The 14,743-nt window shown below is 42.1% G+C and carries 11 protein-coding genes; 10 read left to right on the top strand and 1 reads right to left on the bottom strand.

Features of this window, described 5'->3' with window-relative positions:
* Positions 1-45 precede the first annotated feature (45 nt).
* The 9 genes from JMX03_RS12130 (at position 46) to JMX03_RS12090 (ending at position 12,092) form a co-directional block, all read left to right on the top strand.
* Positions 46-2,604: a capsular polysaccharide biosynthesis protein gene (locus JMX03_RS12130; protein ID WP_201597023.1), complete on the top strand. Its 2,559-nt coding sequence runs from the start codon at positions 46-48 to the stop codon at positions 2,602-2,604.
* A 149-nt stretch (positions 2,605-2,753) separates the two neighbouring features.
* Entirely contained in the window at positions 2,754-3,983 is a 1,230-nt protein-coding gene (locus tag JMX03_RS12125; protein ID WP_201597021.1) for a capsule biosynthesis protein, read from the top strand.
* A gap of 397 nt (positions 3,984-4,380) precedes the next feature.
* Complete coding sequence (lepA, locus tag JMX03_RS12120; RefSeq protein WP_406947724.1) at positions 4,381-6,231, top strand: translation elongation factor 4; 1,851 nt, start codon at positions 4,381-4,383, stop codon at positions 6,229-6,231.
* Between the two features lie 138 nt (positions 6,232-6,369).
* Positions 6,370-7,272, top strand: coding sequence for a signal peptidase I (lepB, locus tag JMX03_RS12115; RefSeq protein WP_201597017.1), 903 nt, complete (start codon positions 6,370-6,372; stop codon positions 7,270-7,272).
* A gap of 134 nt (positions 7,273-7,406) precedes the next feature.
* Positions 7,407-7,823, top strand: coding sequence for a DUF4845 domain-containing protein (locus JMX03_RS12110; RefSeq protein WP_227677620.1), 417 nt, complete (start codon positions 7,407-7,409; stop codon positions 7,821-7,823).
* Between the two features lie 181 nt (positions 7,824-8,004).
* Positions 8,005-8,802, top strand: coding sequence for a ribonuclease III (gene rnc, locus JMX03_RS12105; RefSeq protein ID WP_201597015.1), 798 nt, complete (start codon positions 8,005-8,007; stop codon positions 8,800-8,802).
* A 184-nt stretch (positions 8,803-8,986) separates the two neighbouring features.
* Positions 8,987-10,150 carry a GTPase Era gene (gene era, locus JMX03_RS12100; RefSeq protein WP_227695706.1) on the top strand — a complete coding sequence of 388 codons (1,164 nt, stop codon included), beginning with the start codon at positions 8,987-8,989 and terminating at the stop codon, positions 10,148-10,150.
* A gap of 141 nt (positions 10,151-10,291) precedes the next feature.
* On the top strand, positions 10,292-11,107 hold the full coding sequence (gene recO, locus JMX03_RS12095) for a DNA repair protein RecO (protein WP_201597013.1): 816 nt from the start codon (positions 10,292-10,294) through the stop codon (positions 11,105-11,107).
* A 211-nt stretch (positions 11,108-11,318) separates the two neighbouring features.
* Complete coding sequence (locus tag JMX03_RS12090; RefSeq protein ID WP_201597011.1) at positions 11,319-12,092, top strand: pyridoxine 5'-phosphate synthase; 774 nt, start codon at positions 11,319-11,321, stop codon at positions 12,090-12,092.
* A 35-nt stretch (positions 12,093-12,127) separates the two neighbouring features.
* On the opposite strand, the gene JMX03_RS12085 is transcribed toward JMX03_RS12090, so the two are convergent.
* Entirely contained in the window at positions 12,128-12,772 is a 645-nt protein-coding gene (locus JMX03_RS12085; RefSeq protein WP_201597009.1) for a pilus assembly FimT family protein, read from the bottom strand.
* A gap of 640 nt (positions 12,773-13,412) precedes the next feature.
* Here JMX03_RS12085 and JMX03_RS12080 point away from each other — a divergent pair.
* Positions 13,413-14,690 carry an OmpA family protein gene (locus JMX03_RS12080; RefSeq protein WP_201597007.1) on the top strand — a complete coding sequence of 426 codons (1,278 nt, stop codon included), beginning with the start codon at positions 13,413-13,415 and terminating at the stop codon, positions 14,688-14,690.
* Positions 14,691-14,743: the final 53 nt, after the last annotated feature.

The raw sequence follows: 14,743 nt of genomic DNA, 5'->3' as shown, positions 1-14,743 counted from the left end.
TAGATACGTAAGTTAAGTCGTAAATAATCAAAAAGGATATTAAAGATGGCAAAAAGTACGGATAGTCAAAGTAGAGTGGCTGTTGCGTCTACTTCTGATGACATCCTTTTGTCATCTTTGCAGTCCAAGATACCAAACCATTTGGCAGTGGTTGGCAAGGGCATGCTCCATAATAATTTACTGCTATCAGATATCATGCAAGCAAATATTCAGCGCTGGTATCCGTGGTCAGGATTAACGCAGCGTTTTAGTTCAGATTTTGAGACACCTGAAGCTTTCATTGGCTGGGGTCATAAAAAAAGCTATCGACGAGCGAAAAAGACTGCTGATCATCAAAATCTTACGGCCTTAAGTATCGAAGATGGCTTTTTGCGCTCATTAGATTCAGGCACCAGTAGCCGTTATGGACTAAGTGTGATCGTCGATGATGTGGGTATTTATTTTGATCTGACCCATAGTTCACGCCTTGAGCAAATAATTGTTGCGCGTGCCAAAGAATGCTCAAACTCTGATAGCAAGATTTTCGACAAAAAACATGCGCAGCAGTTAATGACACGTATTTGTGAAGAGAAACTGAGTAAATATAATGCTGTCATGTCTTGCCCATCATTGGATAAGCTGGCTGCTGAAGCAAGTGTCAATCACCTAAAAGAACACTCGTCAAAATCGCACGTACTATTAATTGATCAAGTCGCAGGCGATGCCTCCATCAAAGGTGCCGGTGCGGATAAACGTCAGTTTAAGCAGATGTTAAAGACCGCCTGCCGTAACCATCCTGATGCGCACATTTGGATCAAGGCTCATCCAGCAGCAAAGTCAGGCTATCTTACTGATTTAAAACTGCCCAAAAACGTTCGACTATTAACCCAAGCGCTCAATCCAATTGCACTGCTTGCGCAAGTAAATCATGTCTATACGGTCAGCTCACATATGGGTTTTGAAGCCTTAATGCTGGGTAAAACGGTGCATTGCTTTGGCGTCAATTGGTATAGTGGTTGGGGTCTTACCGATGATAGCGGTGCACCAAAACATTTGCTTGAAACCGTCAAACAGCGTCGTCTAGCATTTGCAGCAACACTGCCAACGGTTGCAGAGTCATCCAAACTATCAAAACACTCAAAGCCATCTTCTAAACGAGTGACAATTGCCCAGCGACTGCGCAACTTGCGAAAAAAACAATCTTCAATCGCCGCTAACACTACTCTTAATGCGACGTTAGACACGCTATTTTATAGTGCTTATATTGATTATAGTCACTATGTAGATCCCGCAACCAAGCAGGCTTGTGAGATTGAAACGGCGATTGCATGGCTAGAGACCAATCGCTATTGGCAAGCACGGCTTGAGGGAGGTTTAACAGTATATGAATTCAGCCGTTGGAAGCTGCCTTTTGTGAAGGCCTTTGTTAATTTGCCGCGTACGTCATTATTTATCAAACCCAAGCCGCGCTTAAAAAATTTACTGCATCCAGATCATTTCCGAGTGAACTATCAGCAGCCCTTATTGGTGTGGGGTTTAGCTAAGCGGCAACAAGTGCAAAAACAACTACAACGTAAACTTGCAAAGCAGCAGATATCGGACATACCAGCCATTCACTGTATGGAAGATGGTTTTATCCGCTCAAACGGTTTGGGTGCAACGCTACTCGCACCACTATCGGTGATGATAGACCAGCAAGGTATCTACTATGATGCCACTCAGCCGTCAGACTTAGAGACATTATTACGTAGCTGCGAGGATTTAACATCAAAGCAAAGTGTGCGAGTAAAAGTGCTGCGAGACAAGCTACTGACTCAGCGAGTGAGTAAGTACAATGTCGGTGCTGAAGTTAGTTCTGATAATAAGCAAGGCGCTATCAGTGCAAAAATGCAATGGATGCAGGATGCAAAGCGATCGGGCAAGCCGCGTTTACTCATCGTTGGGCAAGTAGAAGATGATTTATCGGTGCAGTATTGCGGTTCAGAGATTAAGACCAATCGAGGTTTGATTGAACGTGTAAGACGAGACAACCCAAATGCTTATCTTATTTATAAACCCCATCCAGATGTTGAAGCTGGACTACGAGCTGGCAAAGTCGAAGCAGGGTGCTTACAGCAGGTACAAGCGGTCGCTTATGATACGGCGATGCCCGATTGTTTAGCATGCGTCGATGCGGTGCATACGATTAGTTCGCTAACGGGTTTTGAGGCCTTACTGCGGGGTTTAAAAGTGACTTGTTATGGCTTGCCATTTTATGCAGGTTGGGGCTTGACGACTGATATTGATGCAAATCAATCACCAAAAGCTGAGTATCTACAAAGACGCACGCGAGACACAGCATTATCGCTTGAGCAATTGCTCCATTGTGCACTGATACGCTATCCATTATATCGCCTGCCTGACGGTTATGGGTTGGCTCAAGTAGAGCAGGTGATTGATTATTTATACCCGTCCACACAATCTACGGGAACCACTCAAAATCCTAGTGAATCAACGGATACAATGATAACTTCGCAAAATCTGTCAAAGCTATCCAAGCAGTTGCAGCGCCGAGCTGCTACGCGTTTTATGCAGCTAAGGCATCAATGGCAGCAGCATCTGCGTAAGATAATACCTCGTTTGTAGATTCAAACCTTGTTCCTATCAATACTTCACGACATTTAGCCGCTTTTTAGGTATAATTTATGCAAATTTAAAGATTCGTTATGCATAAGTATCTCTTTTGATTGCTTATTTTGATAACCTATTCCGCTTGAAAAATGGTATGTAATATTATGGCAGCTTCGATGCATCAATTACTCACTCATCGACACGTCCTGCTGTTACAAGGGAAGATGGGAGGGTTTTTTAGCCGCTTTGCTACATTCTTAGAAACTCAAAACATTGAGGTTAGTAAAATTAATTTTAATGCAGGTGACGCATTTTTTTATCGGCATGCTGGTGCTCATGATTATACGGGAACGCTCGCGGACTTCTCATCGTGGCTGCAAGATTTTATTGTAGAATATGATATAGACGCGATTGTTTGTTTTGGCGACTGCCGACCGCATCATACCCAAGCTGCCTGCTTAAGTGAGAAACTAGGCATATCCTTTTTTGTCTTTGAAGAAGGTTACCTACGGCCTGACTACATCACTTTACAAGAATATGGCATCAATGGTAATTCGCGCTTAAGTATCGCTGATATTAAAGCGCTCAAAAAAGCCAACGATAAGCCCTTGTATACACATAACCGTTTTTATCGATTGAGTATTGCTGCTATTGTTTATTATGTAACTACACGCTTGTACAAGTCGCGCTATCCGCACTATTATCATTACCGTGGAATGACAGCGTGGCAAGAAGCCATAGCATGGTTGAAAGCACCGTGGCGAAAGCTACGTGGTTACTTACCAGATAAAAAACTACAGAAACATCTCACTACTCAAGCAGATAACAATTACTTTTTGGTTAGCTTGCAAGTGCATAATGACTCACAAATCACCCATCATAGTGGTTACCGTGATGTTGTACAATTCATTGATGAGATTATAGCCAGCTTCTCCGAGCATGCAGATACTAGCCACAAATTGGTCTTTAAACATCACCCTCTAGATCGCGGTCATCGAGATTATCGTGAGTTGGTGGCAAGCTTAGCATCGCGCTACCAAGTTGAGTCAAGAGTGTTTTATGGTTGTGATATGCACTTGCCAACCCTCATGAAACATAGTATTGGGATGATAACGATCAACAGCACCACTGGGCTACAATCGGTTTACCACAAAAAACCAACCAAAGTAATGGGGCGTGCTATTTATAATACGCCCAAGTTGACAGACTCAAAGCCGCTCGAACAGTTTTGGCAGCAGCCTAAGTCTCCAGACAATGAGTTTTATCTACGCTTTCGTGAGTACTTGATTGAACAAACGCAATTAAATGGCGCCTTTTATGGTAAGTCGCCATGGATGTACAAGCACCTGCAACAGATAGATAATACAAGAGTAGACATCGATATTGCTAAGTAAAAAGGCTCGCAGCTTTAGTCGTCGAAACATATGACGGTATCACGCTTAAGCATTAGTTTGTTTGTTCAAAAGCGCTTCTTTGCTAAAGCCAGTTACAATCAAGCTTTAACATCATCTGTAAATCAAGTACTTGCTAATAAATCGCCTTACTTTATAGCAGAAAACTGCTAGAATACGCACACATGCCTGCGTGTTGCAGTCACTGTTATCGATAGCAATGTTTATTATTGAAGGCTATCAAATGAGCACAGTTTGCACACGTCCTATATGTAGCAACTGATATGGCTAATTTTAATAGCACAGTTGCATTACCAATATATTTATTAAGATTTTATTTATAGTTTTTGTTGATAAATTTATCCAATAACCGTTATATGGCCCTTGTTCCTTGAACCAAATGGGCGACGAACGATTATCCAATCACCTTTTATTTAGTAGGCGCTTTGTGACTGCATTAGCCAATATTCGTAACTTTTCTATCATTGCCCACATTGATCATGGTAAGTCGACGCTTGCCGATCGTTTTATTCAAATGTGCGGTGCCCTGCAAGACCGTGAGATGCAGGCACAAGTACTGGATTCCATGGATATTGAACGTGAGCGTGGTATCACTATTAAAGCGCAATCGGTCACTCTCTATTATGATCATCTCAATGGTGAGCGTTATCAGCTTAACTTTATCGATACGCCAGGTCACGTCGATTTTTCTTATGAAGTGTCACGTTCCTTAGCGGCTTGTGAAGGTGCGCTATTGGTGGTTGATGCGGCACAAGGTGTTGAAGCACAGTCCGTAGCCAACTGTTATACCGCGGTCGATCAAGGCCTAGAAGTAATGGCCGTCTTAAATAAGATTGATTTGCCACAGGTTGAGCCTGAACGCGTCATTCAAGAGATTGAAGATATCATTGGAATTGATGCAGTAGATGCCCCGCGAGTATCAGCCAAATCCGGCTTGGGTGTCGATAAACTACTTGAGGCGTTGGTTGAGTTTATCCCTGCACCGACTGGTGATCGTGAAGCACCGCTGCAGGCGCTAATCATTGACTCATGGTTTGATAGTTATTTGGGTGTTGTCTCTTTAGTGCGTGTACGTGAAGGCACTGTGAAGAAAGGCGACAAAGTTTATATCAAATCGACCAAAGAAGCGCATCCAGTTAGCTCGATTGGTGTTTTTACTCCCAAGCCTTTAGATACTGGTATCTTGCAGGCAGGCGAGGTTGGTTTTATCATTGCGGGTATCAAAGACATTGCTGGTGCGCCAGTCGGTGACACTATTACGCATGCTAAGACACCTGACGTTGAGCGTATTCCTGGGTTTAAGCAAATTACCCCACAGGTTTATTCAGGTCTGTTCCCTGTCGATGCCAATGATTTTGAAAAATTCCGTGAAGCCTTACAAAAGCTACAGATCAATGATGCCTCACTGTTTTTTGAACCAGATACTTCAGATGCATTAGGGTTTGGTTTTCGGTGTGGCTTCCTAGGAATGCTGCACATGGAAATCATCCAAGAGCGGCTTGAGCGCGAATATGGCTTGGATCTCATCACTACTGCGCCTTCTGTAATCTATGAGATTGAAAAAAAGAATGGCGATATTATTCATGTGGATAACCCATCAAAGCTGCCCGAGCCCAACAACATTGAAGAGTTTCGTGAGCCAATTGCTCGCTGTCAAATTTTAGTGCCGCAAGACTATCTAGGTAATGTCATGACGCTTTGTATTGAGCGCCGCGGTGTGCAGGTTGATATGCGCTTTATGGGTAAACAAGTACAGCTTATATTTGATATTCCTATGGGCGAAGTGGTGATGGACTTCTTTGATCGCCTCAAATCAGTCTCTCGCGGTTTTGCGTCACTTGACTATAATTTTGAGCGCTACCAAGCGGATAAATTGGTCAAAGTCGATGTGCTTATTAACGGTGATAAGGTCGACGCATTAGCGATGATTGTGCACCAAGAGCAAGCACGCTATCGCGGCAATCAATTAGTGACTAAAATGAAAGAGCTGATTCCACGTCAGATGTTTGATGTTGCGATTCAAGCAGCGATTGGTAGTCAAATCATTGGTCGTAGTACGGTCAAAGCCATGCGCAAAGATGTACTGGCGAAGTGTTATGGCGGTGATATCTCTCGTAAGAAAAAACTGCTGTCTAAGCAAAAAGAAGGTAAAAAACGCATGAAGCAGGTCGGCAACGTGGAGATTCCACAAGAAGCCTTCTTGGCAGTCTTGCAGGTCGATAATCAATAACTGATTAAATTTCTCATGACAGCGATTGTCACTATTTATGATTAGCTGGTAAGCGATGTTATGAGAATCAGTAAATCCTTATGATCGGTGCAAGTTATAAGGTCATTAGATAGGCAGTGCGTTAATAGGCAGTTTAGTATGGATTTTGATTTTAATTTGATTTTGGTGCCATTAACTCTAGGCTTAGGGCTAGTTTGGCTGTTAGATAAGCTGACATTAAAACAGCGCAAAACTCGTGGCCATGGCAAAGAAAGCTTGTTGGTGCGTTGGGCATATGATTTTTTCCCCGTCTTAGCTGTCGTATTAGTGGTACGTTCATTCTTGATTGAACCTTTCAATATTCCGTCATCTTCTATGGTGCCAACTTTATACACTGGCGATTTCATTGCCGTCAACAAATACGCCTATGGCGTGCGTCTGCCATTGACATATAATAAAGTTTTGGATACTGGCAGTCCTGAGCATGGCGATGTCGCCGTCTTTCGTTATCCTGATAACCCTAGTATTTATTATATAAAACGGGTCATTGGCTTACCTGGTGATACCGTCAGCTATAGCGATGGTCAGCTTGCAATTAATGATGTACCAGTCGACACCAAGCCAGTCAGTTTCAAAGCGAGTGCTGAGCTTACGTCACAGTTATATCCAGCAGGGCAGATTGCGCCAGGTCAAGTATTGACTGAAGCTGAGGCTGCGCAGGTAGGACAAGAAGAAGAAGCGCAAGCGCAATACTTTGAAGAAACTCAAGGCGATAATACGCATTTAGTTCGCTATCTACCAAATATGAACAGCGCGCAGTATGCCCCGTTTTTGCAGCAAGAATCACCAGAAGTCGTCAGCTCAGCAGGGACACAGTGGCGTATTACTGTGCCTGAAGATAATTATTTCGTCATGGGTGACAACAGAGATCGGAGTGCTGATGGTCGTTTTTGGGGCTTTGTACCTGATGATAACTTAGCTGGCAAGGCTGTCTATACTTGGATGCACAAGCCACCAGGTCTCAACCTTCCAACTTTTGCACGTAATGGCTCTATTGATTAGTAGATGTTTTGTCAGGCGAATATTATGCTAATATCAATCATACTGCTCTGTTTATAAAATATTAAATACATAAAATATGCAGCAGAGTATAAAATAATTAATAACTGCTATTACAGTATTGAAGATATTAGGATATGAACCCATTAGGAGGTGTTATGGTGCAGCAGATAACGGGCTTGCATTCGCAGCGTGGCGCTAGTGTGACTGGTATAGTGTTACTATTGATCTTTTTAGTCGTTGCAGGGAAGTTGGTCATCGCGATTGCGCCGGCACAAGTCGGTGATTATCAGCTCACCAAGTTACTCAGCTCTCAGCTAAAAGAATCCAATAATAATAACGAGACAGCGAAACAATTCGTTGAGCGTGTCAATCGACAGCTTTCGGTTAATGCGCATTATGATACCAATGCAGAAGATATCTTTACCTTTACAAATAAAAAAGCGGGCCAATTAGCTATCCACAAAGAATATAACGTCACCAATAATTTCTTTGCTAATGTCGATATTGTTAATCGTTTTGAAGGTGAGATTGAGATGGCAGAAAATGACTAATGGCTCTTTTGTCAAAAACTAGTTTTTATTAGCCTTAACTAAGGTCTATTGAACATTCAGATGAGCGCTTAATTTGTAACCTCAATTTATATCCTCAGTCAGCTGATATTATAAAAATTGTCTCAAATACATATTAAATATCTTCAAAAATGCCGTAAAAAAGGATAGCCAAAAGCCACGCATGAAATCAACTCCAAAACAGTACCAAGCGCTGCCTGCGACCAAAAAAAATAGCGCAACTATGGAGACTTTGCCCATCAGCTTAGACTTTATTCAACGTCTGGAAGTATTGACACGCAAGCTAGGTTATAAGTTTGGCGATTTAAGCTTACCAAAGCTCGCCTTGACCCATCGCTCATTCGATAGCAAAAAAAACTATGAACGCTTGGAGTTTTTAGGGGACGCGCTGTTAGGTATGATTGTCGGTGAAGCGTTATATCACCGCTATCCTGCGCAAAATGAAGGCCGTTTAACTCGTATGCGTGCTACTTTGGTGCGCCAAGAGTCATTGGTGACGATTGCACAAAAGCTAGAGCTGTCAAACCATTTGATACTGGGTGTTGGTGAGCGCAAAGGTGGTGGACGTAATCGTGCCTCGATCTTGGCTGATGCAGTAGAGTCGCTTATTGGTGCTATTTATCTCGACAGTCAAGACATGGAAGTGACACGCAACTGCGTACTTGCTTGGTATGGTGACTTAATAGATAACGTCAACGAACAGCGTGTTCTCAAAGATGCCAAAAGCCGTTTGCAAGAGTGGCTGCAGTCCAAGCAGTTTGATTTGCCGCACTATGAACTGGTAGAGACGCGTGGTAATGCGCCGCATCAGATATTTGTTGTACGTTGTCAGGTCAATATTAACAATTGTCCTGATATTACTGAGTCTGGTGAGAGTCGCCGTATCGCTGAGCAAAAAGCAGCTGAATTGATGATAAATCAATTGCATAAGCTACCAGGAATATATAAAAAGCGTCCTTAAATTAGTGCTGGTCTTAAGGCATATCTTTTTAGATATTACTCATGACAAATAACGCATACGTTTCAAAATATTCAGCAATATACTGCCAACTACATAATAGTCTAGCCCATATGGTTTTCACTAATATAGTGATTTCATCATGTTGGCTGCTAGATTCAGCCGATAAACCCCACAGGATTACCCTATGAGCAATCACCCTGACTTGCCATCTAATACAGAAGATAACCTCAATAATATGACAGAAGATACGAACACAAACCAAATGAATAACGCAGAACAAGCGAAAGCAACCTCAGAAAGTAGAAAGATAGGAGAGTCATTGACTACAACTCAGCAACAAGCTGATATTGAATCGGACAACGACACTGCGATTGAAAACAATGATGCCATCGATAGTTTTTTTGCGCCTAGTGGCAGTACGCCAATTGCAGATGGTTTTAAAGCGGGTTATGTAGCAATCGTTGGTCGCCCGAACGTTGGTAAGTCCACCCTAATGAATCATTTGTTGGGTCAGAAGCTATCGATTACTTCACGCAAACCACAAACTACCCGTCATCGTATCCATGGTATTTTAAGTACGAATGAGATGCAGGCGGTGTTTGTAGATACGCCTGGCATTCATCGTAATGAAGTGCGTGCCATCAATGAGCGTATGAATAAAGCTGCAGTATCTGCGTTAGTGGACGTAGATTTGGTGCTGTTTGTGGTGGATTCTGATCAATGGCGTGATGACGACTTATTGACATTACAAAAGCTTGGTGAGACCAATCTAACTGTGGTATTGGTTATCAATAAAGCGGATACTTTGAAAGATAAAGGCACACTTTTACCGCTCATTGAGACTTTTAGTGATAGCTTTGACTTTGCTGATATTGTCCCTGTTTCGGCACTCAAGAGCCAAAACCTTGATCGTTTAGAAGAGGTTATTGCATCACACCTGCCAAAAGCATCACCGATTTATGACACTGAACAAATCACTGATCGCTCTGAAAGGTTTTTGGCCAGCGAAATCATTCGTGAAAAAATCATGCGTAGTGCGGGTGATGAGGTACCTTATGATTTAACGGTACAGATTGATGAGTTTAAAGATGAGCCGGCGCATACTGATCCAAAGACAGGTCGTCCACGTAAAGCCTGTACGTTTATCGATGCGACTATTTATGTCGAGAGAAATGGTCAAAAAGCCATTGTTATTGGCGATAAAGGTCAACGTATCAAGCAAGTTGGTATGGATGCCCGCAAAGATATGGAACAGCTGTTTGACAAAAAAATCATGTTAACGCTGTGGGTGAAAGTTAAGCGCGGTTGGTCAGATGATGAGCGTGCGCTGACAAGCCTGGGTTATTAGTTAATAATTAATAGTCAGATCATATTTGGGATTTGACTTAGGCATCAGATAAGGCTCTAATAAAAACTGTAGTTTTGGCGGCTCAAAGTGAAAATACAGTTAAAGGTAATAAATAGCAAACGGATGCTGAGGTGATAATATATGCGCAATGAAGCATTAGTGGGTTATTTATTACATCAGCGTCCTTATCAAGAAAAGCGCGCCCTTTATTATTTGTTCTCCCAGCAGCATGGAGTTGTACATGGTATTGGTAAAAAAGGCGCGCCGCTGTTTGAGCCGCTACAGTTGTTTGCAACAGGCAAGCGTGAGCTGAAGACATTTACTCAAATCAATATTACGCAAGCTCAGTTTATTCAATCAGCTGATACTCAGAGCAATCATTCCCAAGAAGCCCCACAACAAACACAACTAGCTCAAGAAACGACGCCAAATAATATCGCTAGTATAGAGCAAGCGCGTTATAAGCAGATCAAAGGGCAACAACAATATGCTGCGTTATATTTAAACGAGATATTGTGGAAGCTACTGCCTACTGAAGATGCAATGCCCGTATTATGGCAGCACTATCAAGACAGCTTGCTACAGCTGAAGCAGCCATTATCAGCCGATGAGCTGAGATTATGTTTACGTCAATTTGAACAACATCTATTTAATGAGCTTGGCTTTGCGCTAACATTGGCGCATGATAGTACACTCGCGCCTATTAACTCTGACAGTGAATATCGGTTTTTACCTGATGTTGGATTTACCCCTATTATTAAAGATGATAAAAGCATCATACCTACATCACAAGCCTTGTTTAGCGGCGCTGAGATTGTCGAGATGGCAGAGATAGGTATCGCTAATACTACCCTGAACTCGTGGTCACGCTTACATCGTCATTTGATAGATCATTTGCTTGACTATCAACCTCTGCAAAGCCGTCTTCTATGGCAACAGCAACAGCGCTATCAATGATAGAGTTTATTTTTGGCAATGTTTTCTTATCTAAGTCTATGTTCGATTTACCAACATTCAAAATAATACCAAATCCAAAAAGTACGATTAACTTTGTCAAACTTGTTAAGCCTACTGGGTGTAGTGCTTGCACAAGTTTTCCGTGTTACTCTAATTTTTGCAAATGGTATAAGTTATAAAAAACTATAAAAAATTATTCAAAGGATTTCTTATGACGACCATGCAACAACATTCAACAAAAAATTCAGCAAATACACCTTTATTAGGCGTTAATATCGATCACGTCGCAACGTTACGTCAAGCTCGCGGCGTCAGCTATCCTAGCCCTGTAGCAGCTGCATTATTATGTGAGCAAGCGGGCGCTGATGGCATCACGATTCATCTACGTGAAGATCGTCGCCATATCCAAGACGCTGATGTCTATGAGATAGCAGAAAAAATCACCACCAGGCTTAACTTAGAGATAGCGGCAACGGCTGAAATGTTGGCGATTGCCTGTGAAGTAAAGCCGTACTGGGTATGTTTAGTGCCAGAAAAGCGCGCTGAGCTTACTACAGAAGGTGGTCTGGATATTGCAGAACAAACTGCTTATTTGACAGAGTATATCAATGAGCTACATGCAGCAGGTATCAAGGTTTCTTTATTCGTCGATCCGGATGAGACGCAGATTCAAGCAGCCATTGACTGTCATGCTGATGCGATTGAGATCCATACTGGGGCTTATGCAGAAGCGGGATTAGCAGAGGATGTCACCGCCCAAAATGCTGAGTTACAGCGTATTCAACAAGCGGCTGCCACTGCACAGCGTCTGGATGATAAGCTACTCATCAATGCAGGGCATGGTCTTACTCGTGACAATGTCAATGCCATCGCTCAAATCGACGGTATCTACGAGCTAAATATCGGGCATGCACTGATAGCGGATGCTGTGTTTATGGGTCTAGAGCAAGCAGTAAAACAGATGAAAGCAGCCATGCGTAAATGATGCAAGGTGCTCTATTAAGAAACATTGAATAAAGACTAACCGGCGCATCCAGTGTCATGTACGCTGTTGGGCTTGTATTTAATGATACCTACTTGATTAAAAGACACTTGATACATGGCTTGATTATAGCTTTTGTTAGGACAGTATTTGATATGACCAAAATGACCACGTGGTTTACCTGAGTCACCATAAAACCTGACATAGTGGCGCTTGCCAGCCCTTAGATGCAAAGTGCCGTATTTAGGATTGATATGCTGCTCACTAAGTAAGTGGTCTGTGGTCTGATCAAAATGTTTGTTGTCATTGTTATCGATGAATAAGAGCAGTGCTTTATTACTGTCTTTATGACAGCGGCCACCTGAGTCTGACAAACAGACCACTAGGTTTTGCCTGCGAATATAGCTTTCAGCTTTCGCAGTACTAAAAGTATTCATTAGGGTGTGTCTGACGCGCTTTGCTTCCATATTAGCGAGCTGTGTCAATATCGCTGGGACAGCGATAGTGGCTATAATGGCTAAAACTAGAGTGGTTACGATAACCTCTGTAAGAGTGAAGCCTTGTTCTGGATGAGCCAGAGAGTCTTTTTTACCCGTGTGAGAGTTGTTTTTTGTAATAGTGGCTTTTAATGCCGGCTTATTAATAGAAGTATTATTTACTAATGCCAAGTAGACACGTGTCATAATGATAACTATCTGCCGATTCCTTAATAAAGACTTATGTGACGTGGTCATATGCTGTTATTACCTATAGTCAGTATTTTAGTGGTATTGATACTTTTTATCTTTCGTGTGTCTATAACCAGCTCTTAAGTCTTAGTGATGCTGTTTGATGGAATCTGAACTCGGCTATTTTAGTTTTATTGCAAATTGAACCAACTATGGACCAAACTATGAGTCATTGAAATAATGTTCACTATTTTATATAAACAGAATATAAGCCAACTGTCAAAATATGTTTCAATTAGTGAATGATAAGTTTTTGTAATAGAGAAAAAAAATTAGTTGTACTAAAATGATAATAAGCAATAGACAAAATCTGTTCTTAATCAGATTAAGAGCGGGCTTTTAAAAGAACATAAGTGCAAACTATGTTTGTTCTTAGTAAAATGAGTTGATTATTGTGTTTTAGTTACAACACTATCGTGTAATAATGTGTAGCTGTATAACGAAAAAAGTTGTAAACTGAATTAATAATCGATAAGCTACTCCCTAATTGGTTTTGTTGTATAATTATACAACCGTAAACGATGTCTGTTTTTTAGTTCATCTGGGAAGTGGTTATGCTTAACGCATCACTTAAATAATCCTTTGGAGGAAGTCCATGAAATTGAATAAAATTGCTTTAGCTATAGTTGCTGTAGCAGCTGCGCCACTAGCGGCAAACGCTGGCGTTACTATTAGCCCATTACTATTAGGTTATCATTACACTGGCGAAGCGCATGATGAGCAGCGTGAGATCCTACGTACTGATAAAGACTTGTATGCTGGTGTTCCGAATGCCGGTTCTCGCGGTGGTCCTAACGGTGGTGTTGCTAAAGAGAGTGGTCTGTACACTGGTGCCGCACTAGGTATTGAATTGACGCCTTCTACACAGTTCCAAGTAGAGTACGGTGTATCAAATACTGATGGCCAAGCATCTGATGATTCTGCAGCACTAAGTGCTAACCGTTTTGACATTGAACAAACCATGATTTCTGGTAACTTTTTAATCGGTACTGAAGAGTTCACTGGTTATACTGATAGTGCATTCAAGTCCTATGCACTAGTTGGTGTTGGTCAATCTAAAATCAAAGTAGAAAACCAAGAAGCCTATAATAGGTCATCAGATGGTAGCAATGTGCCTGCTGGTACTGAAGTGTCAGAATCAAAAGACACCATCGGTAACCTAGGTCTAGGTGCTATGTATCGTATCAACGATGCACTAAGCTTACGTGGTGAAGCACGTGCTATCCACAACTTTGATAACAACTGGTGGGAAGGTATGGCTCTAGCTGGTCTAGAAGTTGTACTTGGTGGCCACTTAGCACCAACAGTAGCAGTACCACCACAAGTAGAGCCAGGCGTAACTGCTCCACCAGTAGTAGTGGTTGAGCAAGACATTGATTCTGACGGTGATGGTGTACCTGATAGCATCGATGAGTGTCCAGGCACCCCAATGAACGTTGTTGTAGATGAGCGCGGTTGCCCAGTAGCAGTAGATATTACTGATGAGCTGAAAATGGAACTACGTGTATTCTTTGATAACGACAAGTCAGCTATCAAAGCTCAATACCAGCCTGAAATCGCTAAAGTAGCAGAGAAGATGCGTGAGTATCCTAACTCTACCGCTCGCGTTGAAGGTCATGCTTCTAAGACTGGCCCATCAGCCGCTTACAACCAACGTCTATCAGAAGCTCGTGCGGTTGCTGTGAAATCTATGTTGACTAACGAATTTGGTATCGCTCCAAACCGTCTATCAACTGTTGGTTACGGTTATGACCGTCCAATCGCAGACAACAACACTGAAGAAGGTCGCGCTATGAACCGTCGTGTTTATGCCATCATCACTGGTGACAAAACAATGACTGTTGAACAAACTAAAGATATGGTTGTTCAGTAAGTAGTCGCTTATTGGTTAAGTTAAACTCTTTTGAGTTACAAAAAATCCCGCCA

It is taken from the genome of Psychrobacter fulvigenes (assembly GCF_904846155.1).
In the GTDB taxonomy this organism is placed as follows: domain Bacteria; phylum Pseudomonadota; class Gammaproteobacteria; order Pseudomonadales; family Moraxellaceae; genus Psychrobacter; species Psychrobacter fulvigenes.
This window is presented reverse-complemented; position numbering and strand designations above follow the sequence as displayed.